This window comes from Lentzea albida (assembly GCF_900111005.1).
In the GTDB taxonomy this organism is placed as follows: Bacteria; Actinomycetota; Actinomycetes; order Mycobacteriales; family Pseudonocardiaceae; genus Lentzea; species Lentzea albida.
On record NZ_FOFV01000008.1, the window covers coordinates 234,939 to 257,677 of the forward strand.

Annotated in this window: 24 protein-coding genes; 15 read left to right on the plus strand and 9 right to left on the minus strand. The window is 69.6% G+C overall.

The window, feature by feature from the left end:
• Positions 1–29 precede the first annotated feature (29 nt).
• The 3 genes from BMY74_RS21660 to BMY74_RS21670 are packed head-to-tail and all read left to right on the plus strand — an operon-like array spanning position 30 to position 3,028.
• The gene (locus BMY74_RS21660) at positions 30–998 is read left to right on the plus strand and encodes a Bug family tripartite tricarboxylate transporter substrate binding protein (RefSeq protein WP_089919120.1); all 969 of its coding nucleotides are present in this window, start codon (positions 30–32) and stop codon (positions 996–998) included.
• Positions 995–1,516, plus strand: coding sequence for a tripartite tricarboxylate transporter TctB family protein (locus tag BMY74_RS21665; RefSeq protein ID WP_089918749.1), 522 nt, complete (start codon positions 995–997; stop codon positions 1,514–1,516). Before BMY74_RS21660 ends, BMY74_RS21665 begins: the two co-directional genes overlap by 4 nt.
• Positions 1,517–3,028 carry a tripartite tricarboxylate transporter permease gene (locus BMY74_RS21670; RefSeq protein WP_089918750.1) on the plus strand — a complete coding sequence of 504 codons (1,512 nt, stop codon included), beginning with the start codon at positions 1,517–1,519 and terminating at the stop codon, positions 3,026–3,028.
• A 43-nt stretch (positions 3,029–3,071) separates the two neighbouring features.
• On the opposite strand, the gene BMY74_RS45760 is transcribed toward BMY74_RS21670, so the two are convergent.
• From BMY74_RS45760 to BMY74_RS21695, 5 genes are all read right to left on the minus strand, one after another.
• Positions 3,072–3,581 (minus strand): BTAD domain-containing putative transcriptional regulator, encoded by a 510-nt coding sequence (locus BMY74_RS45760; RefSeq protein WP_089918752.1) that lies wholly within the window; start codon positions 3,579–3,581, stop codon positions 3,072–3,074.
• A complete protein-coding gene (locus BMY74_RS21680) occupies positions 3,578–3,844 on the minus strand; it encodes a hypothetical protein (protein ID WP_089918754.1) in 267 nt (88 codons plus the stop codon). Before BMY74_RS21680 ends, BMY74_RS45760 begins: the two co-directional genes overlap by 4 nt.
• Positions 3,845–4,222: 378 nt before the next feature.
• Positions 4,223–4,585 carry a hypothetical protein gene (locus tag BMY74_RS21685; protein ID WP_089918756.1) on the minus strand — a complete coding sequence of 121 codons (363 nt, stop codon included), beginning with the start codon at positions 4,583–4,585 and terminating at the stop codon, positions 4,223–4,225.
• Positions 4,586–4,899: 314 nt separating this feature from the next.
• Entirely contained in the window at positions 4,900–6,393 is a 1,494-nt protein-coding gene (locus BMY74_RS21690; RefSeq protein WP_089918758.1) for a CoA-acylating methylmalonate-semialdehyde dehydrogenase, read from the minus strand.
• On the minus strand, positions 6,390–7,520 hold the full coding sequence (locus BMY74_RS21695) for a LacI family DNA-binding transcriptional regulator (protein ID WP_089919122.1): 1,131 nt from the start codon (positions 7,518–7,520) through the stop codon (positions 6,390–6,392). The genes BMY74_RS21690 and BMY74_RS21695 overlap by 4 nt, the downstream gene beginning before the upstream one ends.
• Before the next feature lie 133 nt (positions 7,521–7,653).
• On the opposite strand from BMY74_RS21695, the gene BMY74_RS21700 reads away from it, so the two are divergent.
• The 11 genes from BMY74_RS21700 (at position 7,654) to BMY74_RS21750 (ending at position 18,817) form a co-directional block, all read left to right on the plus strand.
• The gene (locus BMY74_RS21700) at positions 7,654–8,649 is read left to right on the plus strand and encodes a Gfo/Idh/MocA family protein (RefSeq protein WP_089918760.1); all 996 of its coding nucleotides are present in this window, start codon (positions 7,654–7,656) and stop codon (positions 8,647–8,649) included.
• A gap of 2 nt (positions 8,650–8,651) precedes the next feature.
• Positions 8,652–9,512 (plus strand): TIM barrel protein, encoded by an 861-nt coding sequence (locus BMY74_RS21705; protein ID WP_089918762.1) that lies wholly within the window; start codon positions 8,652–8,654, stop codon positions 9,510–9,512.
• A 14-nt stretch (positions 9,513–9,526) separates the two neighbouring features.
• Complete coding sequence (locus BMY74_RS21710; protein ID WP_089918763.1) at positions 9,527–10,513, plus strand: sugar ABC transporter substrate-binding protein; 987 nt, start codon at positions 9,527–9,529, stop codon at positions 10,511–10,513.
• Between the two features lie 75 nt (positions 10,514–10,588).
• Positions 10,589–11,578, plus strand: coding sequence for an ABC transporter permease (locus tag BMY74_RS21715; RefSeq protein WP_425434851.1), 990 nt, complete (start codon positions 10,589–10,591; stop codon positions 11,576–11,578).
• On the plus strand, positions 11,575–12,345 hold the full coding sequence (locus BMY74_RS21720) for an ATP-binding cassette domain-containing protein (protein ID WP_089918767.1): 771 nt from the start codon (positions 11,575–11,577) through the stop codon (positions 12,343–12,345). Before BMY74_RS21715 ends, BMY74_RS21720 begins: the two co-directional genes overlap by 4 nt.
• Positions 12,342–13,274, plus strand: coding sequence for a 5-dehydro-2-deoxygluconokinase (gene iolC, locus BMY74_RS21725; RefSeq protein ID WP_089918769.1), 933 nt, complete (start codon positions 12,342–12,344; stop codon positions 13,272–13,274). Before BMY74_RS21720 ends, iolC begins: the two co-directional genes overlap by 4 nt.
• Positions 13,271–14,176 carry a Cgl0159 family (beta/alpha)8-fold protein gene (locus BMY74_RS21730; RefSeq protein ID WP_089918771.1) on the plus strand — a complete coding sequence of 302 codons (906 nt, stop codon included), beginning with the start codon at positions 13,271–13,273 and terminating at the stop codon, positions 14,174–14,176. Before iolC ends, BMY74_RS21730 begins: the two co-directional genes overlap by 4 nt.
• Entirely contained in the window at positions 14,173–15,060 is an 888-nt protein-coding gene (gene iolB / locus BMY74_RS21735; RefSeq protein ID WP_089918773.1) for a 5-deoxy-glucuronate isomerase, read from the plus strand. Before BMY74_RS21730 ends, iolB begins: the two co-directional genes overlap by 4 nt.
• Positions 15,057–16,910, plus strand: coding sequence for a 3D-(3,5/4)-trihydroxycyclohexane-1,2-dione acylhydrolase (decyclizing) (iolD, locus tag BMY74_RS21740; RefSeq protein WP_089918775.1), 1,854 nt, complete (start codon positions 15,057–15,059; stop codon positions 16,908–16,910). Before iolB ends, iolD begins: the two co-directional genes overlap by 4 nt.
• 52 nt (positions 16,911–16,962) lie before the next feature.
• Entirely contained in the window at positions 16,963–17,739 is a 777-nt protein-coding gene (locus tag BMY74_RS21745; protein ID WP_089918777.1) for a pentapeptide repeat-containing protein, read from the plus strand.
• An 82-nt stretch (positions 17,740–17,821) separates the two neighbouring features.
• Positions 17,822–18,817 (plus strand): NADH:flavin oxidoreductase/NADH oxidase, encoded by a 996-nt coding sequence (locus tag BMY74_RS21750; RefSeq protein WP_089918779.1) that lies wholly within the window; start codon positions 17,822–17,824, stop codon positions 18,815–18,817.
• Positions 18,818–18,890: 73 nt separating this feature from the next.
• On the opposite strand, the gene BMY74_RS21755 is transcribed toward BMY74_RS21750, so the two are convergent.
• On the minus strand, positions 18,891–19,079 hold the full coding sequence (locus BMY74_RS21755) for a DUF3073 domain-containing protein (RefSeq protein WP_089918782.1): 189 nt from the start codon (positions 19,077–19,079) through the stop codon (positions 18,891–18,893).
• Between the two features lie 173 nt (positions 19,080–19,252).
• Between BMY74_RS21755 and BMY74_RS21760 the strand changes: the two genes are divergently transcribed.
• A complete protein-coding gene (locus tag BMY74_RS21760) occupies positions 19,253–20,113 on the plus strand; it encodes a DUF8083 family protein (RefSeq protein ID WP_089918783.1) in 861 nt (286 codons plus the stop codon).
• Here BMY74_RS21760 and BMY74_RS21765 read toward each other — a convergent pair.
• Genes BMY74_RS21765 through BMY74_RS21775 form a run of 3 tightly spaced genes read right to left on the minus strand, consistent with a single transcriptional unit; the run spans position 20,056 to position 22,735 of the window.
• Positions 20,056–21,237, minus strand: coding sequence for an MFS transporter (locus BMY74_RS21765; RefSeq protein ID WP_089918785.1), 1,182 nt, complete (start codon positions 21,235–21,237; stop codon positions 20,056–20,058). The two genes, BMY74_RS21760 and BMY74_RS21765, sit on opposite strands and share 58 nt — an antisense overlap.
• A 43-nt stretch (positions 21,238–21,280) precedes the next feature.
• Complete coding sequence (locus BMY74_RS21770; RefSeq protein ID WP_089918787.1) at positions 21,281–21,850, minus strand: RsiG family protein; 570 nt, start codon at positions 21,848–21,850, stop codon at positions 21,281–21,283.
• A gap of 60 nt (positions 21,851–21,910) precedes the next feature.
• Positions 21,911–22,735, minus strand: coding sequence for a beta-keto acid cleavage family enzyme (locus BMY74_RS21775; protein ID WP_089918789.1), 825 nt, complete (start codon positions 22,733–22,735; stop codon positions 21,911–21,913).
• Between the last annotated feature and the right edge of the window lie 4 nt (positions 22,736–22,739).

A 22,739-nucleotide genomic window follows, 5' to 3' on the forward strand; every position in this document is an offset into this window, starting at 1 on the left:
CGGGGATCACAGTGTCGGTGAAGGTGTGGGTGGCGGTGGCGACGGCGTTGCTCGCCGTCCTGCTCGTCCCACCGCTGCTGACGCCCGGTGCGGACAGCGGTGAGACGAACCAGGTCAGGGCGTTGCGGGTGCTCGTGCCGAACGCGCCCGGCGGCGGTTACGACATCACCGCGCGCACGGCGGCGAAGGCCATGGAGGACGCTGACCTGCTGCGCAACGCCGAGGTGTTCAACCTCCCCGGCGCCGGCGGCACGGTCGGGCTCGGCCGCACGGTCGGTGAGCGCGGCAACGGCAAGCTGATCATGTCGATGGGCCTGGGCGTCGTCGGCGCGGTGTACACGAACAAGTCGCCGAACTCGCTGCTCGACACCACCCCGATCGCGAAGCTGATCGAGGAGCCGGACATCGTCGTGGTCGCGAAGGACTCGCCGTACACGTCGATGCAACAACTGGTCGACGCGTGGAAGGCGAACCCCGGCACCGTGACGGTCGGCGGGGGTTCGGCGCCCGGCGGCCCCGACCACCTCGCGCCGATGCTGATCGCGAAGGCCGTGGGCTTGGAGCCGAAGACGGTCAACTACATCCCGTTCGACGGCGGTGGTGAGCTGCTGGCCAGCGTTCTGGGCGGCAAGGTCGCGTTCGGCGTCTCCGGCGTCGGCGAGTACCGCGACCAGATCCAGGCCGGCACGTTGCGGGTGCTCGCGGTGACGAGCAAGGACCGCATCGAGGGCGTCGACGCGCCGACGCTGCAGCAGTCCGGTGTGGACGTCGAGTTCACCAACTGGCGCGGCATCGTCGCGCCGCCGGGGATCTCGCCGACCGACAGGGCGAAGCTGGTCGAGGTGTTCCAGAACCTGCAGAAGACGCCGCAGTGGGAAGAGGCCCTGCAGCGCAACGGGTGGACGGACGCCTTCGCGCCGGGAGACGAGTTCGGGACCTTCCTGGAGAACGAGAACAAGCGGGTGGCAACGGTGCTGAAGGACTTGGGGCTGGCATGACGACCGTGACCGAGCCGGACCAGCGCAGGAGCTGGTTCCGCGAACACTCCGAGCTGGGCATCTGCGTCCTGCTGGTCGTGCTCGGCGTGCTGGTGCTGACCGACGCGCTGAGCATCCCGACGGACTTCGCCCAGCGCGGCCCCGTCGGCCCGAAGGCGGTGCCGATCCTCGTCGGCTCGCTGCTGCTGGTCGTCGCCGCCCTGCTGGCCCGCGACGTGCTGCGCGGCGGCAAGGGCGAGGCGGAGGCCGGCGAGGACGTCGACCTGTCCGCGCCCGCCGACTGGCGCACGGTCCTGCTGCTGTGCGGTGCCTTCCTCGCGAACGCCGCGCTGATCGGCGTGGTCGGCTTCCCGATCTCCGGCGCGATCCTCTTCTGGGGCTCCGCCTACGCCCTCGGGAGCCGCAACCTGGTGCGCGACCCGTTGATCGCGGCCGGACTGTCGATCTTCACGTTCGTCATGTTCAACAACCTGCTCGGCGTCCCGCTCCCCGGTGGCCCGTTGATGGAGGTGTTCTAGGTGGAACAACTGCTCGACGGCTTCGCCACGGCGCTGACGCCGACACACCTGCTGCTCGCCGCCGTCGGCGTGCTGCTGGGCACCGCGATCGGTGTCCTGCCGGGCATCGGCCCGGCCATGGCGGTCGCCCTCCTGCTGCCCGTCACCTACGGCATGGAGCCGACCGGCGCGTTCATCATGTTCGCGGGCATCTACTACGGCGGCATGTTCGGCGGCTCGACCACGTCGATCCTGCTGAACACACCGGGCGAGAGCGCTGCGGTCGTGGCGGCGTTCGAGGGCAATCCCATGGCCCGCAAGGGCCGAGGCGCGCAAGCGCTTGCCGCCGCCGCCATCGGCCACTTCACCGGCGGCATCATCGGCACGATCCTGATCGTCCTGCTGGCCCCGTTCGTAGCGAAGCACGCCGTCGACATCGGTGCCCCGGACCTGTTCGCCGTCATGGTGCTGGCGTTCATCGCCGTCACGTCCGTCCTGGGCGCCTCCCGGATCCGCGGCTTCGCATCGTTGCTCATCGGCCTCACCCTGGGCCTCGTCGGCCTGGACGAGATGACCGGCCAGCAGCGCCTCACGTTCGGTTCGCTGCACCTGGCCGACGGCATCGACATCGTCGTGGTCGCCGTCGCCCTGTTCGCGGTCGGCGAGGCCCTGTGGGTGGCGGCCCACCTGCGCCGCAAGCCGTTCGAGCCGATCCCGGTGGGCCGCCCGTGGCTCTCGAAGGCGGACCTGAAGCGCACCTGGAAGCCGTGGCTGCGCGGCCCGGTGATCGGCTTCCCGTTCGGCGCGATCCCGGCCGGCGGCGCGGAGATCCCGACCTTCCTGTCGTACGTGACGGAGAAGCGGCTCTCCAAGCACAAGGACGAGTTCGGCAAGGGCGCCATCGAGGGCGTCGCGGGCCCGGAGTCGACCGCCTCCGCTTCCGCCGCGGGCACCCTGGTCACGATGCTGACCCTCGGCCTGCCGACCACGGCGGTCGCGGCCGTCATGCTCGCGGCGTTCCAGCAGTACGGCATCCAGCCCGGCCCGTTGCTGTTCCAGCGCGAGTCCGGCCTGGTCTGGGCGCTGATCGCGTCGCTGTTCATCGGCCTGACCCTGCTGCTGGTGCTGAACCTCCCGCTGGCCCCGCTGTGGGCGAAGCTGCTGCGGATCCCGAGGCCGTACCTGTACGCGGGCATCCTGTTCTTCGCGTCGGTCGGTGCCTACGCGGTCAACGCGGACATCTTCGACCTGCTGCTGATGTTCGTGATCGGCCTGCTGGGCTTCGGCATGCGCCGCTACGGCCTGCCGGTGCTGCCCGCGATCATCGGCGTGATCCTCGGCCCGGCAGCGGAACAGCAGATGCGCCGGTCACTCCAGCTGTCGGACGGCTCGTTGACGGGGCTGGTCAACAGCCCGATGGCGGTCATCATCTACGTGGTCATCCTGGTGATCCTGTTCTTCCCGCTCATCAAGAGGTTCCTGCCCAAGCCGCCCGCGGCCGCGGAGCCGGAACGCGAGAAGGTCGACGCCTGATCGCGTTGTGGAGAAAGCCCCCGCTCTCCCGGCGGGGGCTTTCTCATGCGCTGCGCACGATCAGGATCGCGAACGGTTTGTCGTCCTCCGGCCCGCGCACGGCGAGTTCGGTCTGCTCGCGCAACGTCGCCCACAGCTCCATCACGCGCGCCACCTGCGGTTCGGACAGGCCGCACGTGCTCACGAACGCCCGCACCTGCTCGGGCTTCGTCGGCAGCTTGCCGCGCTTGAGCAACGAGTAGACCTGGCTGCGCGGCAACACCCTGCCCGCGCGGCGGTGGATCTCCGGCAGGCTCAGGCCCGACCGGGTCCGGATCGTCCGCAACAGCTCGACGAACTCGGTCTCGGTCGCCGCCCGCAGTTCGGCGGTCGACGTCGCGAGCAACGGGCGCGCCGGTCGCGGTTCGATGCCGAGCTCGCTCTCGAGAACCGCGCTGACCTCGTGGTAGGCCGCGATCGCGTCCGAACGCCTGCCCTGTCTCGACATGCCGTGCAGCAGCTGTGCCCAGAGCCGGTTCAGGCGCTCGATCGACTCGCCCTCCGGACACGTCATCGCTGGTCGTCCTCCCAGACCACCACCGGGCCCGCCGGTGGGAGCGGCCCGAATCTCGCGGTGAACGGCCGGCTGCGGCTCAGCGTGGTCGTCACCGCGAGCACGGCGGCCGTCGTCGACACGGACACGACCGGCGAGTGGTCGTGCGCGAGCATCCACGCGGTGAAGACGAAGGCGGCCGCGGCCAGCAGGACCGTGCTGGTGCCGGAGGTGGCACAGCGCCGGCGCGGGTGCAGCGCCCCGTTGTAGGGCGAAGTGGTCATCGAAACTCCTGGAAAGGGCTCGGCGCGTCACCGTGCGCCGAAGGGGACCAGCTGGTGTGGGAACAGCTCCGAGCCGAATGCGCGGAATGCGTCCAAGCGGGCAATTGGCGTTGCCGCGGAACTCGGCGACATAACGGCTCGACTACGAGGATGTCACTCACACGGGTGATTGCCAACCGAATCGGCGTCCAGGTTTTTCGCGGCTAGTGCAACGGCGTCCGAACTCGTCCAACGGAGTCCAAATGACCAGTTTCTGTCATCTTCCGCGGCGCCGCTGACCACGTCGTCGGCAATTGTTCGTATTGACGACGTCCAATGCCGTCCAACCGTCTGGTCGGTGTGGTGGTGGGCAGCTAGGCTCGCGCACGCGCCGGAGCGTCATTCCGGTGGTGAGAAACCCCTGGCCGAGCTTGGGACCAGCTGAGCAGCGGGGTGCGGCCTCCTGTTGGCGCGGGAGGCCGTCACGCGCCGCCACTGCTCCACCCAGCCGTCGAGCGCCCCGGCAGGCTCTCCGCAGCCGGTGAGGAAGGCTCTGAGCTTGTCCTCCTGCTTGGGCGGCCTGTCGGTGCACATGGCGTGCGCGCTGCTTTTGGCCAGCGCGAACTGTCCCGCGTTGATCGAGACCTCCCGGAACGAAAGCCCTCTCGACAGGCGCAGCTGGTTCAGTGCGCAGATGAACTCGGCGTGGTTGCGGGCGCGGCATGCCGTCGCGAAAGGACTGTCGTCCTCACTGGGCGACATCGTGTTCGGTCCTCCTGCTGAGGGCTCTTCCTTTCTCCGGTGTAACGAACGGTGCGGCGTTCGCGAGAAAGGAAGCGATGTTCGGCTGTGTGAACGCGGATCCTACCTCCGCGTCCAGCACCTTTGTCGAATCGATCCACCGCGTCCGGATATTCCAAGATCAGCGAAACTGAAGTCGAATTCAGCAGGACAATCGTTCGCTTAGTTCATCTGACCAGATCAGCGAGTCGTCCGCGTTCGAATTGGTTCGTACCAGATGAAAACGGCCGCTCTGTTCGCCTGAGGCGGACAGAGCGGCCGTTGCTCCGAACGGATCAGCCGTGCGTCGGGAATCCCAGGTTCACCCCGTGCTGCTGCGGCCACCGAGCCGTCACGGCCTTCGCCCGCGTGTAGAACTTCACGCCCTCAGCCCCGTGCACGTGCGTGTCCCCGAACAACGAGTCCTTCCACCCGCCGAACGAGTAGTAGGCCATCGGCACGGGGATCGGAACGTTGATCCCGACCATCCCGACCTGAACCCGCCGTTGGAACTCCCGCGCGGCCAGCCCGTCACCGGTGTAGATGGCGGTCCCGTTCCCGTACGGGTTGGCGTTGACCAACTTGAGCGCGTCCTCGAACGTCTCCGCGCGCACGACCGCCAGCACCGGCCCGAAGATCTCGTCGGTGTAGATCGTCATGTCCGGCGTCACGTGGTCGAACAACGTGGGGGCCAGCCAGAAACCGCCCTCGGCACCCGCGGGCGCGTGCCCACGCCCGTCGACGACCAACGAGGCACCGGCCGCCTCACCCGCGTCCACATAGGACCGAACCCGATCCCGGTGCACCCCGGTGACCAACGGCCCCATCTGAGCAGAAGGATCGGTCCCTGGCAGCACGGACGGGTGCAGCTCACGAGTCCGCGACGCGATCTTCTCGACCAACGAGTCACCCGCCGAGCCCACGGCCACGACCACGGAGATGGCCATGCAGCGCTCACCTGCAGAGCCGTAACCAGCGGAAACGGCGGCGTCGGCGGCCACATCGAGATCGGCGTCGGGCAGCACGACCATGTGGTTCTTGGCGCCACCCAACGCCTGCACGCGCTTGCCGGCCGCCGTGCCCCGCGCGTAGACGTGCCGGGCGATCGGGGTGGAGCCGACGAACGACGCCGCGGCCACGTCCGGGTGGTCGAGCAGCGCGTTGACCGCGAAGGCGTCGCCTTGCAGGACGTTCAACACGCCGTCGGGCAGCCCGGCCTCCTGGAACAGCTCGGCCAGCCGCACCGAGGCAGAGGGATCGCGCTCGGAGGGCTTCAGGACGAAGGTGTTCCCGGTCGCGATGGCGATGGGGAACATCCACATCGGCACCATCACGGGGAAGTTGAACGGCGTGATGCCCGCGACCACACCCAGCGGCTGCCGCAACGAGTAGGCGTCGACCCCGCGCGAGACCTGCTCGGAGTGCTCGCCCTTCAGCAGCTGCGGGATGCCGCACGCGAACTCGACGACCTCCAGCCCGCGCTGCACCTCACCGGCCGCGTCCGACAGCACCTTGCCGTGCTCGGACGTGATGATCGCGGCGAGCTCGTCGCGGTGCGTGTGCAGCAGGTGGCGGTACTCGAAGAGGATGCGCGAGCGCGTCGCCAGCGACGACTCCGACCAGGACTGCGCCGCCTTCAGCGACGAGGAGACGGCGAGGTCGACGTCGGCCTGCTCGGCCAGCACGACCTGGGCGGCGACCTCGCCGGTGGCGGGGTTGAAGACGTCCGAGGTCCGGGACGACACGCCGCTGGTGCGGGCGCCGTCGATCCAGTGGGGGATGGTGCTCAACGCGGTCCTCCGTGTTCTTGGTCGCGGCTTCGCCGCTCCGGCGACTTCGCCTCGAAGTCGGCCGTCCGGCTCCCGCTTTCCGCCGAATCGCCTCCGGCGGTTGACAGAAAGGGGGAACCGGACGACCGACGCGAAGTCGCTGGCGGTGCGGTCGTGTTGCGAACAACGAGTGAGGGGGTGAGGAGATGGCGCACGGGCTCCGTGCGCTCTTCCCGGACGCGCTGCAGAAGCGCGCCGGCAGCCAACCGGCCGAACTCGGCACGGGGCTGGTCGATCGTGGTGAGAGAAACGTGCCGCAACGCGGCCAAAGAAGTGTTGTCATACCCCACAACGGAAACGTCGCCCGGCACGCGCAACCCGGCGTCCTCCAACGCAGAGATCGCCCCCACAGCGTTGAAGTCGTTGCAAGACAAGATCGCCGTGGGCAACACACGATCGGAAATCAACGACCGGATCGCCCGAGCCCCAGCAGCGTCGGTGTACTCGGACGACACGACCTGAGGCACGAGCCCATGCGACTCCATGGCGGCGACATACCCGCGCCGACGCGGTCCGGCCTGCGTGCCCTCACCGCCGTCCAGGTGGGCAATCCGCTGATGCCCCAACGAAACCAGGTGGTCCACAGCCAGCCGAGCCCCGACCTCGCCGTCGTCGTTGACGGTATCCACAGTGGACACCCGAGACGACCGGGCCACCAGCACGACGGGCAGTTGCTCCGCAGCCTTGGAAATGGCCGTCGCCGGCACGACGGGCGACAACAGGATCAGCCCGGCAGGCCGGAAGGACAGCAGCGACTCCAACGCACGGCGCTCGCGGGCGGGAGAGCGGCCGCCGGTGTTGATGATGACGTCGAACCCCTGGTCGCGCGCCACCTCGTCGATGCCGTCCACGACCTCCGCGAAGAACGCGTTGTGCAGGTCGGACACCATCACGCCGAGCACGGTGGACGTGCGCGAGGCCAGTGAACGCGCCATGGCGTGCGGCGAGTAGCCCAGTTCCTCCGCGGCCTTCAGGACAGCACTGCGTCGCAGCTCGCTCACCTTCGGTGAACCGCGCATCACCAGTGACACCAGGGCGCGCGACACGCCCGCGCGCAGAGCGACGTCTTCCATCGTCGGCCTGATCACCGGCAACACCTCCCCTCACGTCACGGGCAGGAAACGCACCCTTGACACCCGTGTGACGCAAGCTACAGCATTAGAGCGCTCCAACCAATAGAGCGCTCTAACGGATCAAACCGATGAACAGGGGAAACCTGCGATGCGGATCGGAGTAGCGGGTGTCGGCAGGATCGGCACCATGCACGCGACCAACCTCGCCGCACTGGACCGGGTCGACGAGGTGCTCCTCTTCGACCCGGTGCCCGGTCGCGCAGCGCAGGCGTCAGCGGACCTCGCCGGAACGAAGGCGGTCGACGACCTCGACACGTTGCTCGGCAACGTCGACGGCGTCCTGCTGGCCACCCCGACGAACACCCATCCCGAGATGCTGCGCGCGGCGATCGCCAAGGGCGTTCCGACGCTGTGCGAGAAGCCGATCGCGAGCGACGTCGCCGAGATGACCGCGCTGGTCGAGGACGTCGAGAAGTCCGGCGTCGAGGTGCTGGTGGGCTTCCAGCGCCGGTTCGACCCGGCGATCTACGAGCTGAACCGCCGCATCAGGGCGGGCGAGGTCGGGGACATCTACCTGGTCAGGGCCATCGGCAACGACGCCAACCCGCCGGACTTCTCCTACCTGCCGGCGTCCGGCGGCATCTTCCGCGACCTGCTGATCCACGACCTCGACTGCGTGCCGTGGCTGGTCGGCCAGCGGGTCGTCGAGGTCTACGCGAGCGGTTCCGTGCTGGTGCACCAGGCGTTCGCCGACGCGGACGACGTCGACAACGCCGTCGTGATGCTGAAGTTCGAGGGCGGCGCGCACGCCACGCTGGCCGGCGGACGGCACGACCCGGTCGGCTACGACCACCGCATCGAGGTCATGGGCAGCAAGGACTCGCTCGTCGCCGGCGTCGACCCGCGCACCCCGCTCAACTCGCTGGAGCCCGGCGGTCACGTGGCGGGAGACGACGCCTACCCCGGCTTCCCGGAGCGCTTCCACCGCGCGTACGTCAACGAGATGAACCTGTTCACGCAGGTCATCAAGGGCGAGGTCGCGAATCCGTCCCCGGCGCGGGAGAGTTTGATCAGCCTCCGCCTGGCAGAAGCTTGTGAGCAGTCGCGTCGCAGCGGCGCACCGGTGAGGATCGAGGGGAACTAGGCATGGCGAAGATCGCTGGAGCACCGATCTCCTGGGGTGTCTGCGAGGTGCCGGGCTGGGGTGACGTGCTCCCGTCCGAGACCGTCCTGAGCCAGATGCACTCACTCGGCCTCACCGCCACCGAACTCGGCCCGCCCGACTACCTCCCGGCCGACCCCGAGCAGCTCAAGACCCTCCTTCGAAGCCACGAACTCGGTCTCGTCGGCGGCTTCCTGGCGGTCACGCTGCACACCGACGTCCAGTCCACACTGGACGAAGCCGACCGCGTCGCCGCCATCCTCAAGTCTGGTGGCGCCGAGGTGCTGGTGCTGGCCGCGGCGACCGGCCTGGACGGCTACGACGAGACCCCGAAGCTCAGCGACGACGAGTGGAAGACGCTCGTCGACACCTGCGCGAAGATCCGCGAGATCGCCGCGAAGCACAGCCTCAAGACCGTGCTGCACCCGCACGTGGGCACCCACGTCGAGCGGGAGGCGGAGGTCGACCGGTTCCTCGCGGACTCCGATCTCCAGCTCTGCCTGGACACCGGCCACCTCCTAATCGGTGGCACGGACCCGGTCGAGCTGGCGCGCCGCTACCCCGACCGCATCGGTCACGTGCACCTCAAGGACGTGCGTGACGAGATCGCGGCGAAGGTGCGCAGCGGCGAGCTCAGTTACACCGATGCCGTGGAACAGGGCATCTACGTGCCGCTCGGGGACGGTGACGTGGACGTGGAAGCGCTGGTGCAGTCTGTTCAAGAGGCGGGCTACACCGGTTGGTTCGTGTTGGAGCAGGACACCCAGCTCAAGCACGGAAGTCCGGTGGACAAGCCACTTCAGGACACCGCGCGCAGCCTTGCGCACCTCAGCAAGATCCTCTGAAGGGACTGGAGACGATGAAGTCTCGGATGGTCATCCGCGCGGGCGTGGCGCTCGCGGGTGTTGCTCTACTCGCCGCCTGTAGCGGTCCCACTGGTACGAACACGCAGGACACCGGCAGCAACAACAGCTCGCAGGCCTCGGGTGACCTCAAGGTGTCCGTGATCACGCACGGCACCGCGGGCGACGCGTTCTGGAGCGTCGTGAAGGTCGGCGCCGAGGACGCGGGCAAGCAGCTCGGCGTCGGCGTCACCTACAACTCCGACGGCGACCCCGGCGCCCAGGCCAAGCTGATCGACAACGCCGTGTCGCAGAAGGTCGGCGGCATCGTGGTGTCGATGGCGAACCCGGACGCGCTCAAGACCTCGATCGAGAACGCGGTGAAGGCCGGCATCCCGGTCATCACGATCAACTCCGGCAGCGCGAAGAGCGCGGAGTTCGGTGCCATGGCGCACGTCGGCCAGGAGGAGACGATCGCCGGTGAGGAAGCCGGCAAGAAGCTCAAGGCCGCCGGCAAGACCAAGCTGCTCTGCGTGATCCACGAGGCCGGCAACTCGGGCCTCAACCAGCGCTGCGACGGTGCCCGCACCGGCTTCGGCGGCGCGGTGGAGAACCTGCAGGTCGACATCTCCAACCCGACCGACGTCGAGGCCCGCATCAAGGCCAAGCTGCAGTCCGACACCGCGGTCGACGGCGTGCTGGCCCTCAACCCGCAGGTCGCCGTGAACGCGGCGTCCGCCATCAAGGGCGCGAGCTCCAAGGCGCAGGTGGCGACGTTCGACCTCAACGCGGACGTGGTCAACTCGATCAAGGCCGGCGAGGTGCTCTTCGCCGTCGACCAGCAGCAGTACCAGCAGGGCTACCTGCCGGTCGTGATGCTGAAGCTCTTCAAGGACAACGCCAACACGCTCGGTGGTGGCAAGCCCGTCCTCACCGGTCCCGGCTTCGTCGACAAGTCCAACGTGGACAAGGTCGCGGAGTACGCCAAGAACGGCAAGAGGTAAGGAGGAGGCGGGGAGATGACCGTGACGGCCACAGCTCCACCGGCTGCCGACGAACGGCTGAGCAAGCCCAGGGTGATGGACCAGCTGGTCAAACGCCCTGAGATCGGCGCCATGCTCGGCGCACTGCTGGTGTTCCTGTTCTTCTCCGTGGTCACCGAGCAGTTCCTGAGCATGGGCGGGGCGGCCACCTGGCTGGACGACGCCTCCATGCTCGGGATCATGGCGGTCGCGGTGGCACTGCTGATGATCGGCGGCGAGTTCGACCTGTCCGCCGGCGTCATGACCGCGTCCACCGCGCTCGTCACGGCTCTCCTCGCCACCCAGCTCGGGCTGAACGTCTGGCTCGCGTTGCTGGTCTCGCTCGCCTTCGCGCTGGCGGTGGGCGCGCTGAACGGCTGGCTCGTGATGCGCACGGGCCTGCCGAGCTTCATCGTGACGCTGGGCAGCTTCCTCGCGTTGCAGGGCCTGAACCTCGGCGTCACGCGCCTGGTCACGGGCAGCGTGCAGGTGTCGGGCATGCGGGAGACGGCCGGGTACGAGTCGGCCGGGTTCCTGTTCGCCTCGACGTTCCAGATCGGCGGCACGAGCTTCTACGTGTCGATCATCTGGTGGGTCCTGTTCACGGTCGTCGCCTCGACCGTGTTGCTGCGCACCAGGTTCGGCAACTGGATCTTCGCGATCGGCGGCGCCACGCAGAGCTCGCGCGCGGTCGGTGTGCCGGTCGTGCGGTCGAAGATCCTGCTGTTCATGACGACGGCGTTCGCCGCGTGGCTCGTCGGCTCGATCAACATCCTGCGGTACGCGAGCGTGCAGGCGAACCAGGGCATCGGCCTCGAGTTCCAGTACATCATCGCGGCCGTCATCGGCGGATGCCTGCTGACCGGTGGCTTCGGCTCCGCGGTGGGCGCGGCGATCGGCGCGCTGATCTTCGGCATGGCCCGGCAGGGCATCGTGTACGCGGGCTGGAACAGCGACTGGTTCCAGCTGTTCCTCGGCGTGATGCTGCTGGCCGCCGTGCTGGTCAACAACATGCTGCGCCGCCGGGCGGAAAGGGTCAGGCGATGACATCACTGATCGAGACCGAGGACATCGGCAAGACCTACGGCAGCGTCATCGCGCTCAGCGAGGTCTCCACCGTGGTCAACGCCGGTGAGGTCACCTGCGTGCTGGGCGACAACGGCGCCGGCAAGTCGACCCTGATCAAGATCCTGGCCGGTGTGCACCAGCACGACCAGGGCACGTTCAAGGTCGAGGGCGAGGAGATCCGCTTCTCGTCGCCCCGCGAGGCGCTGGACCGCGGCATCGCGACCGTGTACCAGGACCTGGCGGTCGTGCCGCTGATGTCGGTGTGGCGCAACTTCTTCCTGGGCTCGGAGCCGACGACGAGGTTCGGCTTCCTGGACAGCAAGAAGGGCAAGGCGGTCACCAAGAAGGCGTTGTCCGACATGGGCATCGACCTCCGCGACGTCGAGCAGCCCGTCGGCACGCTGTCCGGTGGTGAACGGCAGTGCGTCGCCATCGCCCGCGCCGTGCACTTCGGTGCCAAGGTGCTGATCCTCGACGAACCGACCGCGGCGCTCGGCGTCAAGCAGGCCGGTGTGGTGCTGAAGTACGTGGCTCAGGCCCGTGATCGCGGCCTCGGCGTCGTGCTGATCACCCACAACCCGCACCACGCCTACCCGGTCGGCAACCGGTTCCTGCTGCTCAAGCGCGGACGGGCGCTGGGCAGCTACGAGAAGTCCGAGATCGACATCAACGAGCTCACCAAGCAGATGGCCGGTGGTGCCGAGCTCGAGGCGCTGGAGCACGAGCTGCGAGGTGTCGAGGCGTGAGTTCGCTGGAAGTGCTGACCGTCGGCCGGGTCGGCGTCGACCTGTACCCGGAGCAGTCCGGGGTGCCGCTGGCCCGGGTCAGCACCTTCGCCAAGTCGCTCGGCGGCACCGCGACCAACGTCGCGGTCGCCGCCGCCCGGCTGGGACGCAGGGCGGGTGTGCTCACGAAGGTCGGCCCGGACGGCTTCGGCACGTACGTCCGCGAGGCGCTGGAGGGCTTCGGCGTCTCGTCGGAGCACGTCGGCACCTCGCCGGACCTGCTGACCCCGGTGGTGTTCTGCGAGCTCAACCCGCCCGCGGACCCGCCGCTGCTGTTCTACCGCCAGCCGATCGCGCCGGACCTCACCATCGGCGAGGAGGACGTGCCGTGGGCGCTCACCCGCGAGGTCCCGCTGTTGTGGGTCACCGGCACGGGCGTCTCCGCGGAGCCCGCGAGAACGTCGCAACGGATGATGCTCGCGAACCGTGCGCGCAACGGGCACACCGTGCTGGACCTGGACTACCGGCCGATGTTCTGGCCGGACGTGAAGACCGCGCGGGCCGAGATCGGCTGGATGCTCGACCACGTGACGGTCGCCGTGGGCAACCGCACCGAGTGCGAGATCGCCGTCGGCACGGCCGATCCCGACGAGGCCGCCGACCGGCTGCTGGCGCACGGGATCTCGTTGGCCCTGGTCAAGAAGGGTGCCGAGGGCGTGCTCGTGGCCACCCCGGACGGCCGGTGGACCGTCGAGCCGAACCCCGTCGAGGTCGTGTGCGGGCTCGGCGCCGGGGACGCGTTCGGCGGCTCCCTGGTGCACGGCCTGCTGTCCGGCTGGGACCCGGTGAAGATCGCGCGGTACGCCAACGCGGCCGGCGCGATCGTCGCGTCCCGGCTGGCCTGCGCGGACGCGATGCCGGATCAGGAAGAGATCGAGGAACTGCTGTGATCACCGACGGCCAGTGGCGGGAACTGTTGTGGCGGCGGGCGGAGGACCCCGGTTCGATCAGACGGGCCTACCAGTCCCGCAAGCGGCGGAACTCGTTGCTGAACGGCAAGTCCACGCTGTTCCTGGTCGCGGCGGACCACCCGGCGCGCGGCGCGCTCGGCGTCGGCGGTGACCCGCTGGCGATGGCCGACCGCCGATCGTTGCTGGCCCGCCTGCTCACGGCGCTGGCGAACCCCGAGGTCGACGGCGTGCTCGGCACGCCGGACGTGATCGAGGACCTGCTGCTCCTCGACGGCCTGGACGAACGCGTGGTCATCGGCTCGATGAACCGCGGCGGCCTGGCCGGTGCGGACTGGGAGATCGACGACAGGTTCACCGCGTACGACGCGTCGTCCATCGCGACCTTCGGCCTGGACGGCGGCAAGATGCTGCTGCGCCTGGTCGACTCGGACCCCGGCACGATCCCGACGCTGGAAGGCTGCGCGCGGGCCGTCACCGAACTCGCCGAGCACGGCCTGATGGCGATGGTCGAACCGCTGCCGTACAAGCGCGACCACAACGACAAGCTGGTGCTGCAGAAGGACTCCGCGGCACTCTCCCGCGCGTCGGCCGTCGCCGCCGGTCTCGGCTCCACCTCGGCCTACACCTGGCTGAAGCTGCCCGCGCCGGAGGAGCCGGAGGTCGTGCTGGACACCACGGCGTTGCCCGCGCTGGTGCTCGGCGGTGTGCCCTCCGAACGGCCGGAGGACGACCTCAAGTCGTGGGGCCGCTCGCTGCAACATCCGACCGTGCGCGGACTCGTCGTCGGCCGGGCGCTGCTGTACCCGCCGGACGGTGACGTGGCGTCCGCCGTCGCCGCCGCTGCCGAGATCCTGCGCGCCGCGAAGGGAGTCACGGAATGAGCCTGCACCGTCCACACGGGACACTTTCGACCTCCGGCGACGTCATCGCGCTGACCCCGGAGGACGCGGGCTGGGCCTACACCGGCCTGCGCGTGCTGCGGATCGAGGCCGGCGGCACGCGCACGGTCGAGACAGGCGAGTTCGAGGCGTTCGTGCTGCCGCTGGCCGGATCGCTGGCGGTCGAGGCCGACGGCGAGCGCTTCGAACTGCAGGGCCGCGAGTCGGTCTTCACCCGCGTCACGGACTTCGCCTACGTCCCGCGCGACGCCTCGGTCCGCCTGTCCTCTGTGGACGGCTGTGAGATCGCGCTTCCCATGGCGCGCTGCGAGAACCGCCTCACGCCGAAGTACGGCCCGGCCGACGGCGTGCCCGTCGAGGTGCGCGGCTCCGGCAACGCGACCCGCCAGGTCACGAACTTCGGCGTGCCCGGCGTCTGGGACCACGCGGACAAGCTCAACGCGTGCGAGCTGATCACCCCGGACGGCAACTGGTCCTCGTACCCGCCGCACAAGCACGACGAGTCCGAGCCGTGCGAGGTGAACAACGAGGAGATCTACTACTTCCGCATCGCCGACCGCGACGGCGTCACCCCGTCCCGCACCGGCTTCGGCTTCCACCGCACGTACACCGACGACGGCACGATCGACGAGGACGTGACCGTGCGGGACGGCGACGTCTTCCTGATCCCGCGCGGCTACCACGGCCCGTGCGTCGCGGCGCCGGGATACCCCATGTACTACCTGAACGTTCTCGCTGGTCCGGGCCCCGAGCGCTCGATGGCGTTCTGCGACGACCCGGCCCACACCTGGGTCCGCGACAGCTGGGCGACGCAGGAACTGGACCCGCGTTGCCCGGTCACGACAGCAGAGGGGCGCGTCAAGTGAAGCTCACGACCGCGCAGGCGCTGGTCCGCTGGATGCTCGCCCAGCAGACCGAACTGCAGGACGGCACCACGGCACCGCTGTTCCCCGGCGTGTTCGCGATCTTCGGCCACGGCAACGTGCTCGGCCTCGGCAACGCGCTGGAGGAGGTCCGCGACCGCCTCCCGGTGTGGCGCGGCCACAACGAGCAGGGCATGGCGCTCGCGGCCGTCGGCATCGGCAAGGCCACCCACCGTCGCCAGGTCGGCGTCGCCACGTCGTCGATCGGTCCCGGCGCCCTGAACATGGTCACCGCGGCGGGCGTCGCCCACGCGAACCGCCTGCCCCTCCTGCTGCTGCCCGGCGACACCTTCACCGGCCGCGCCCCGGACCCGGTCCTGCAGCAGGTCGAGCACTTCCACGACCCGACCGCGACGGTCAACGACGCGTTCCGCGCGGTCAGCCGCTACTTCGACCGCATCACCAGGCCCGAGCAGCTGCTGTCGACGTTGCCGCAGGTCGCGCGCGTCCTCACCGACCCGGCCGACTGCGGCCCGGTGACACTCGCGCTGCCCCAGGACGTCCAGGCGGAGTCCTACGACTTCCCCGATGCCCTGTTCGCCCCGGTCCTGCACCGACCGCTGCGCCTGCGCCCCGACCTCAACGCGCTCTCCGCGGCCGCCGCCGCCATCCGGAGCGCCTCCCGGCCGTTGCTGGTGCTGGGCGGCGGTGTCCGCTACTCCGGCGCGGCCGGCCGCGCCCTGCGGTTCGCCGAGCAGCACGGCATCCCGGTCGTCGAGACCACGGCGGGCCGCACGCTGGTCCCGCACGAGCACCCGCTGCACGCCGGTCCGCTCGGCATCACCGGCTCGACCTCGGCCAACGTCCTCGCGGGCGAAGCCGACCTGGTCATCGCCGTCGGAACGCGCCTGCAGGACTTCACCACCGCGTCCTGGACCGTCTTCTCCCCGGACGCGCACCTGCTCTCCCTGAACGCGGCCCGCTTCGACGCCGTGAAGCACGGCTCGACCGCGTTGGTGGCCGACGCCGACGAGGGCCTGCGCGAGCTCACCGACCTGCTGGCGTCCTGGCAGGCACCCGCGGACTGGGCCGCGCGAGCCCGGACCGAGCGCGAGAAGTGGGACGCCCACATCACGAAGCTCCGCACCCCGGGCGAAGGCCTCCCGACCTACGCGCAGGTCGTCGGCGTCGTGAACGACGTCAGCGAGCCCACCGACTACGTCATGACGGCGTCCGGCGGCCTCCCCGGCGAACTGATCGGCGGCTGGCGCGCGACCGGCGAGTCCACGATGGACGTCGAGTACGGCTTCTCCTGCATGGGCTACGAACTGGCCGGCGCGTGGGGAGCCGCGATCGCCCACACGCAGGGCGTCGTCACCACGCTCCTCGGCGACGGCAGCTACCTGATGCTGAACTCCGAACTGTTCTCCGCGGCCTTCGCGGGCCACGGCTTCGTGGCGGTGGTCTGCGACAACGACGGCTACGCCGTGATCCACCGCCTCCAGACCGGCCAGGGCGGCGCGGGCTACAACAACCTCTACGCCGACTGCACCTCGGCGCACCCCGAACCCCCGCGCACCGACTTCGCGGGTCACGCCGCCGCCATGGGCTGCGCGGTGTTCACCGTCGACTCCCTCGGTGACCTGGAAGGCGCTTACCGCAAGGCGCGCGAAGTGACCCTCGCCGAGAAGCGCCCGGCCGTGGTCGTGATCCGCACGCACCCGTCGTCGTGGACCGAGGCCGGGGCGTGGTGGGAGGTCGGCGTGCCGGAGGTGGCGCACCGGCCGGAGATCACGTCGGCCCGCGAAGAGGTGCTGGAGGGCAAGGCGAAACAGGTCCGCTATCTAAGCTGAACCCCAACAGCGGCTGGCGCGCGACCAGTGGCTGTCGCGAGGATGACCCTCCGTGAGCAAGCGGATGTTCCGGCTCGGGGCGGTCGCCCTGGTCGTGCTCGGTGTCGCCCTGCTGGCTTCTCCGCGATCGATGGTCTTCGGAGGGCTGCTGGTCGTCGCCGGAGGCGCGCTGGCCTGGTTGCAGGTCAGGGACGGCCAGCTGGTCACCCGCTACCGCCAGGCCGTCGAGAACCTCGGCAGCGACCAGGCCGAGGTGCGGATCGACGGCCTGCACGCGCTGGAACAGATCGCGAAGGAGGCGGCCAGGAGCCGCGCGCTCGTCGACGACACCATCGGGGACTTCCTGCGCGAGCGGTCCCCGTGGCCGACCGAGCACCCGCCGGGGCAGGCCGGCGCGAGTCCGGACGTGGAGAAGGCCCTGGCGATCCTGCTCGGCAGGCCCGGCGCGGCGGTCGACCTGTCCCACGTCGACCTGCGGGGCGCCGACCTGGGCAAGCGGGAACTGGCCGGAGCGGTGGCCCGCCGGTCGAACCTCGCCGGGGCGCGGTTGTTCGGCACGTGCCTCGACCGGTGCGTCCTCGACGCCACCGACCTGACGCAGGCGGACCTGCGCGGGGCCTCCCTGCGCGAGGCCTCGCTGCGGGTCGCCCACCTCGAAGGCGCGGACCTGCGCGCCGCCGATCTCACGGACGCGGACCTGCGCGGCGCCGACATGCGCGCCGTCAACCTGGACAAGGCCGTCCTGACCGGGGCGCGCGTCAACCGCGGGACGCTCTGGCCGCCCGACTTCACGCCGGCCCGTGTCTCCGCGTCGTTGTTCAGTGACTGAGACGACCCGTCGGTGGGGAACAACCCGCCGAGCCGCTCCCTTGAACACTTAGTTAGGTCTACGAACGTTCGAGGGAGCTCTCGTGAGCCTGTTGTTCTCCCCGCTGACCCTGCGCTCGGTCACGCTGCCCAACCGCATCGCGGTCAGCCCCATGTGCCAGTACTCGGTCGAGAAGGAAGACGGCGTCCCCACCGACTGGCACCTCGTCCACCTGGGTTCCCGCGCTGTTGGCGGCGCCGGACTCGTCATGGCCGAGGCCACGGCCGTCGAGGCGCGCGGCCGCATCTCGCCGCAGGACGTCGGCATCTGGAACGACGAGCAGGTCGAGGCCTGGAAGCCGATCACGAAGTTCATCAAGGAGCACGGCTCGGTGCCCGCGATCCAGCTCGCGCACGCCGGCCGCAAGGCGATCGGCGACTGGGTGCCGGTGGCGCCCACGACGGAGCCGTTCCCCGGCGGTAACCAGCCGGAAAAGCTCACCCACCACACTGCGATCGTGAAGGCGTTCGTGGACGGTGCCCTGCGCGCGCTCGAAGCCGGCTTCGAGGTCCTCGAGATCCACGCCGCGCACGGTTACCTGCTGCACGAGTACTACTCGCCGCTGACGAACGAGGGCAGCACTGAGGAACGCATCGCCGTCCCCGTCGAGGTCACCGCGGCCGTGAGGGCAGCGGTCGGCCCGGACGTGCCCGTGATCGTGAGGATCAGCGGCACCGACTGGGTGGAGGGCGGCTGGACCGCCGACGACAGCGTCGTGCTGGCACAGGCGCTCAAGGCAGCGGGTGCTGACCTGATCGACGTGTCCAGCGGTGGCAACACCGCGCAGGCGGACATCCCGATCGGGCCCGGCTACCAGGTGCCGCTCGCCGAGGCGGTGCGACGCAAGGCAGACGTGCCCACGGGTGCGGTCGGCCTGATCACCGAGGCGAAGCAGGCCGAACAGATCTTGACGGACGGTTCCGCCGACCTGGTCCTGCTCGCGCGCGAACTGCTCCGCGACCCGTACTGGCCGCTGCACGCGGCACAGCAGTTGGGTGTGGAGGTCAGGGCGCCGAAGCAGTACGCCAGGGCGTTCTGAAAGAGCCCTCAGAGTTCAAGGGCTGGGCGCCGGGGTTACCGGTTGCCCAACCCTTGAACTCCGAAGGCTGAATTCAGCGACGGTAGTCGTCGTAGTCGTCGTACGGGTCGTCGTGTGGCTCGTCGCCACCACCACTCCCGTTCGTCGACCTTTCATCAGTCGACAGCTCGCGCTGCAACGCAGCGAAGTCGGTCTCATGAGAGCTGTATTTGAGCTCCCTGGCGACCTTCGTCTGCTTGGCCTTAGCTCGGCCGCGCCCCATGGCTCGACCCCCTCGCACAGGGACGGGGGCGGCCGGGGGAACGGCGGCCCCACTCGTCTCGACAACTGATTCCTGGTAACTACCGTACCGTGCCGATGGGGTTCCTCGCGACGCGGTAGGCGTGACACGTACCGCCAAATCTCGTTGCCGCCCCCGAGTGGAAGGATGCACAGGTGCCCAGACCGTTCGTCGCCTACCTACGGGTGTACGAACCGTTATCGGTCTTGGACGCAAAGCTAGCTTCCAAGGTGGAAAAAGCCCTGGAAGCGGGCCCGATCCCCCGGTCGGAGGCAGGCGACAGGGAACGGGAGCTGTGGTTGCGATCACAGTTGGGACAAAAGCTCCTCCCGGGCGAGTCCTTCGACGTCATGACGATCAGTCCGGCCGAGGTCCCGACCTCCGAGGCCGCGAAGGTCGGCCCCGCCCCGCTCGTCTGCCCGCTCGACATCAGGGCCCGCTCCGCCGCCGCCCTCGTGGGCTTCCTGGCGACCGCCCCGCCGATCCTGCAGGACGCGGCCCTGAACCTCTCCCCGGAGACGGTCCGGGCCCGCGCGTCCGCCGTGATGGCCGAACTCGCCGCGGGCGCCGTCCACGTCATCTCCACGACCTGGACGATCCCGCTCCCGTGGTTCGCCCTCGTGGACCCGGCCCAGCGCCGGGTGGTGCTCGCAGGCTCCCAGGACGACCCCGAACGGCAGGTGTCGTGGCGGGTCGCCATGGCCGACGCCCGGCGCCGCGTGGCACGGGCCCTTAAGGTCGTGAAGCGCTCGCTGGGCGACGAGGGCCCGGCCAAGGTCCTCGCCGACACGGGCCGCTGGCTCGAGCACTTCCACCCGCACGCGGCCGTGGAGCTCGACTACGGCGGCCTGGTGCAGCTGCTGGAGGACAAGGACCTGCTGGAGGACACCTCGGCGGCGGACGTGAACGCCATCGTCGACGCCCTCGAGGCGGACGACGCCGAGGAGGTCGCGCTGCGCTACGAGTCGCTGCGCGAGTTCTGGAGCGAACTGGCCCGCAGGGAACGCCACGGCTGAAGCAGCACCCGCGCGGCCAGCGCGCACACGGCCGCGAGCACCATCGCCGCCGGCCAGCCGACCGTCACGGCGACGAAGCTCGCGACGAACGGGGTCAGCGAGGCGCTGAGGTAGTTCGCCGAGTTCTGCATGGCGATCGCGGTGGCGCTGCGGCCGTCCGGCGCCAGCTCGCCCGCCTCGGTGACCGCGAGGCCGTTCCAGCACAGCGCGCACAGCGCCGTCGGCACCAGCACCGCGACCAGCAGCGGCAACGGTGCCTGGTCCAGCACCGCGACCAGCACGAACCCGCCCGCGGTGACCAGCGAGACGATCTTCAGCGGCCCGATCCGGCTGCGCGCCCTGTCCGACCACACGCCGGCGGCGAGCCGTCCGGCGCCGCCCAGCACCTGGGCGACGGCGAACACGGCCGCAGCGGCCGTGACGCTCATGCCGCGGTGCTCGTGCAGGAGAGGCACCGTCAGGGCCGTGGCGGTGAACTGGGGCACCACGAGCAGGCCGCTGGCGAGCGACAGCCTCAGCAGCCGCGGGTCCCGGAGCACCAGGCCGTGCTCGGAGCTCGCCCGGATCGCGCCAGGGGGCTCGCGGACCAGCAACGCCACGGCGAGCGCCACGAACGCCGTCACGCCCGCCAGCACGACGAACGCGGTGGGCACGCCGGCCGAGAGGGCGATCCCGGGCAGGACGGCCGCGGTGAACGCCGCGCCGAGCGGGGTCGCCGTCTGCCGGACGCCCATGGCGAGGCCGCGGGACTCCTTGCCGAACCACGACATGACCGCCCGGCCGCTGGCCGCGTTGACGCTCGCGCCGAACAGACCGGCACCGAGCAGCGCGAGACCGGCGAGCCAGGCGTTGCCGAGCGCCACCGCGAGAAGGCAGGCCGCGGCACCCACGCCGCCGATGGTCATCACGAGCCGTTCGCCGCGGCGGTCCGCGAGAACTCCCCACGGCACGAGAGCAATCATCGTGCCGAGGTTCACCGCGCCGAGGAGCAGCCCTACCTGCGGCAACGTCAGGGAGAAGTGCTGTTGGAGCTGCGGGCTGATCGCGGGCAGACCGAGGAAGACGGCCGCGTTCGTGCCCTGCGCCAACGCCCCGACAGACAGCACGACCCAGCGGTACCCCATGGGGGCACGCTAGGTCGGCTGCTCAGAAAGTGGAACGGTTGTCTTACTTCTTGGGACGGTGGTGACCGCGCTCGGCGGCCAGCAGCTCGTCCACCGACGCGCTCCCGCGCTGGTAGCGCGAGGCGATCTCGGAGTTGAGCCTGTCCACCACGACCTGCACCTCACGCCGCCGCACCGACACGGACGCCTCTTCCGAGATGAACGTCTCCAGCACCTCGCCGAGGCGTTCGTCCGTAAGCGAGCTCACGTCGGAGAGGTCCACGTCGGAGATGAGCGCCTCAACGTGCCGTTGATGCGCATCAGCACGTGACGGCTCATGGGTCTGGTACCGGCCGAGGCCGGTCGCGGGACCCACGGCGTTCGTGGACAGGATCGTGGCCAGTTGGTCGACCACCGCAGAGCCACCGGAGCTGCGGCGCTCTTGTTCGGCACGCACGATGTCGATGCGTGCGTGCAACAGCCGCCGCAGGTAGGACAGATCTGTCTCTTCCTGCGCGGCCTCGTCGCGGAGTTCGCGCACCTCGACGAGCGGGCGCTGCTCGACGCCCTCCGTGTAGTCGGGGGCGAGCACCCGGTCGATTCGGCGGCGCCCGCCAGGACGCACCTCGATCACGTGTCCATCCTGCGGTAGATCCTCCTCACCCGCCAACACATCCCATGCACCAAACTTGTCTCAAATGTGCACGCCCAGCAGCTTCCGCGCCTCATCAGGCGTCAGCGCGGGTCGCTGGGCGATCTTGGAAAGACCTGCGGCACGTGCCACGAGCTGTGCGTTGTCCCGCACCGGCACCCCCCGCGAGTAGCTGACGGTGTCTTCCATACCCACTCGGAGGTGGCCACCCGCACCCAAAGCGGTGAACATCACCGGCAGGGTGGTCCGGCCGATCCCGGTGGCGGAGAACGTGGCGCCGTCCGGCAGCGCGTTGACGGCCGCGACCAGCGTCGCCGCGTCACCCGGCATGCCGCCGGGCACCCCCATCACGAAGTCGACGTGCACGTGCCCGCCCGCGGGCAGGCCGTGCTGGTCGAGCAGGCGCTTCAACGAGGCGAGCTGCCCGATGTCGAAGATCTCGTACTCCGGGACGATCCCGCGCTCCTGCATGCCCTTGTGCAGGGAGACGATGAACTCCCAGCGGTTCAGGAACACGTCGTCGCCGAAGTTGACGGTGCCCATCGTGCAGGACGCCGAGTCCGGCATCGCCTCCAGCACGCGCAGCCGGTTCTCCTCGGGGTCGTGCACCGACCCGCCGGTCGACAGCTGCACGACGAGGTTCGTTTCGGAGCGCAACGCCTCGACGGTGGCCTTCAGCAGACCCAGGTCCAGCGACGGCTTGGTGTCCTCGCCGCGGATGTGGACGTGGATCATCGCCGCGCCGACCTGCTCGCAGCTCTGCGCCGTCTTGACCAGTTCTTCCAGGGTCACCGGAAGCTGCGGGACGTCGGCTTTCGCGTGCTCCGCTCCGGTGGGAGCGACAGTGATGAGCGTGCCCAGGGACATGCCC

Excerpts from the sequence above, each read along its gene's own strand:
- BMY74_RS21665 (WP_089918749.1), top strand. The coding sequence starts at position 995 with ATGACGACCGTGACCGAGCCGGACCAGCGCAGGAGCTGGTTCCGCGAA.
- BMY74_RS45760 (WP_089918752.1), bottom strand. The coding sequence starts at position 3,581 with ATGACGTGTCCGGAGGGCGAGTCGATCGAGCGCCTGAACCGGCTCTGG.
- BMY74_RS21680 (WP_089918754.1), bottom strand. The coding sequence starts at position 3,844 with ATGACCACTTCGCCCTACAACGGGGCGCTGCACCCGCGCCGGCGCTGT.
- BMY74_RS21685 (WP_089918756.1), bottom strand. The coding sequence starts at position 4,585 with ATGTCGCCCAGTGAGGACGACAGTCCTTTCGCGACGGCATGCCGCGCC.
- BMY74_RS21700 (WP_089918760.1), top strand. The coding sequence starts at position 7,654 with ATGCGGATCGGAGTAGCGGGTGTCGGCAGGATCGGCACCATGCACGCG.
- BMY74_RS21705 (WP_089918762.1), top strand. The coding sequence starts at position 8,652 with ATGGCGAAGATCGCTGGAGCACCGATCTCCTGGGGTGTCTGCGAGGTG.
- BMY74_RS21710 (WP_089918763.1), top strand. The coding sequence starts at position 9,527 with ATGAAGTCTCGGATGGTCATCCGCGCGGGCGTGGCGCTCGCGGGTGTT.
- BMY74_RS21715 (WP_425434851.1), top strand. The coding sequence starts at position 10,589 with ATGGACCAGCTGGTCAAACGCCCTGAGATCGGCGCCATGCTCGGCGCA.
- BMY74_RS21720 (WP_089918767.1), top strand. The coding sequence starts at position 11,575 with ATGACATCACTGATCGAGACCGAGGACATCGGCAAGACCTACGGCAGC.
- iolB (WP_089918773.1), top strand. The coding sequence starts at position 14,173 with ATGAGCCTGCACCGTCCACACGGGACACTTTCGACCTCCGGCGACGTC.
- BMY74_RS21755 (WP_089918782.1), bottom strand. The coding sequence starts at position 19,079 with ATGGGGCGCGGCCGAGCTAAGGCCAAGCAGACGAAGGTCGCCAGGGAG.
- BMY74_RS21765 (WP_089918785.1), bottom strand. The coding sequence starts at position 21,237 with ATGGGGTACCGCTGGGTCGTGCTGTCTGTCGGGGCGTTGGCGCAGGGC.
- BMY74_RS21775 (WP_089918789.1), bottom strand. The coding sequence starts at position 22,735 with ATGTCCCTGGGCACGCTCATCACTGTCGCTCCCACCGGAGCGGAGCAC.